The sequence below is a fragment of the Photorhabdus namnaonensis genome (assembly GCF_001684335.1).
Classification (GTDB): domain Bacteria; phylum Pseudomonadota; class Gammaproteobacteria; order Enterobacterales; family Enterobacteriaceae; genus Photorhabdus; species Photorhabdus namnaonensis.
Window position 1 is genome coordinate 170,374 of the sequence record NZ_LOIC01000061.1, and the last position, 1,577, is coordinate 171,950.

Below are 1,577 nucleotides of genomic sequence, written 5' to 3' on the forward strand. Positions count from 1 at the left end.
CCGGGTGTTCAGCCCAAATTTGAAATCCCGTCCCTGATAATTCACCCGTGTGGGTCTGGGATAATCGGTGGGCAAGATTAGTGATTCATAACCGGACAGGGCTTGTTGCCAGTAAGCGAGTTGGTGTTCACGGACATCGCCCTGTAAATAGTCCCGTTGCCAGGCAGCGTAATCGCCGTAGGTAATCTCCAGCGGAGGAAGCTGGCTGTCACGGCCTTCCCGTAAGGCGTGGTAAATCTCTGCCAGTTCAGCCATAAAGATATCGACCGACCAGCCGTCAATGGCGATATGGTGCCAGAGCATTAATAAGTAGGGTCGGCCAGACACCGAATAATGGCGCAGGCGCAGGCTAGGTTCTGCGGTCAAATCAAACGGGGTGGCTATTTCAGCCCGCACTGTGCTCAACAGCGTGCCAGCATTTTCACAGGGCTGGGACTGGATAACCAAATTTCTGTCCAGTTTCTGCGGGTAAACCTGTCCGTCATCATTGCTGCGGTACACCATCTTCATTACAGCATGGCGCTCAGCCAGCCGGTTAATGGCGGTTTCCAGCAGAGGCAGACAGGCATCATTATCCAGTTGAACCAGATAGGGGATATGGTAGGTATCGGAGCCTTGTTCAAATTGCTCGATAAAGAGCATCCGCTCCTGAGCAAACGATAAGGGATAACGCTCTCGTTCCAGATGAGGGATAACCGTATAAATCTGCTGTTCCATCTGGGTTGTCAGGCCCGCGATGGTTTTCAGCGCAAACAACTGAGCCAGTGAGACCTCGGTTGCCAGTATGCGGCGGATGGCGGTGGTCAGCCGAATTGCCGTCAGGGAGTTGCCCCCGATACGGAAGAAATTGTCCTCGATGCCCACCCGCTCCAGTCCCAATACGTCCTGCCAAATGGCACACAGTTGGGTTTCCAGCGCATTGCGGGGCGCGACGTAGCTATCACGATCCTCCCAGACTGGCTCAGGTAAGGCGTGGCGATCCAGTTTGCCGTTCAGAGTCAGAGGCACCGCATCAATAAAGGTAAAGCTGGCCGGCAGCATGTATTCCGGCAGGCGGGAAGAGAGATGCCCAGTCAGGCTGTCATCAGACAATTCCCCAGTCGTCACCAGATACGCGACCAGTATTTTATGGCCGTTATGCTCACGGTCAATCACCACCGCCTGTTTGACTTGAGGATGAGTCGCAAGGGCCGTCTCAATTTCGCCCAATTCAATGCGATAACCACGAATTTTAACCTGAAAATCATTGCGCCCCAGATATTCCAGAGTGCCATCTGGCCGCCAGCGGACTAGATCGCCGGTTTTATACAGACGGGTATACCCTTTGGTTTTATCCGCTGTGGTGGCAAAGGGATTCGCCACAAAACGTTCGGTCGTTAGTTCTGGTCGGTTTAAATACCCCCGCGCCAGCCCGGCTCCACCGATATACAGTTCTCCCGGAGCACCGATAGGAGACAGATTGCCGTGATTATCAAGAACATAAAGGCGAACATTATTAATCGCTTTACCAATGTTTGTTGCAATATCCCCCCGTTGATACAGCTTCCCTGTCGCACAAACGGTCGCTTCTGTCGGGC

At 53.3% G+C, this 1,577-nt stretch carries 1 protein-coding gene; it reads right to left on the reverse strand.

What is annotated here, in order from left to right:
• Positions 1-1,577 (reverse strand): condensation domain-containing protein (locus tag Phpb_RS26790; protein WP_240492517.1); only part of this gene is annotated, 1,577 nt, incomplete at both ends.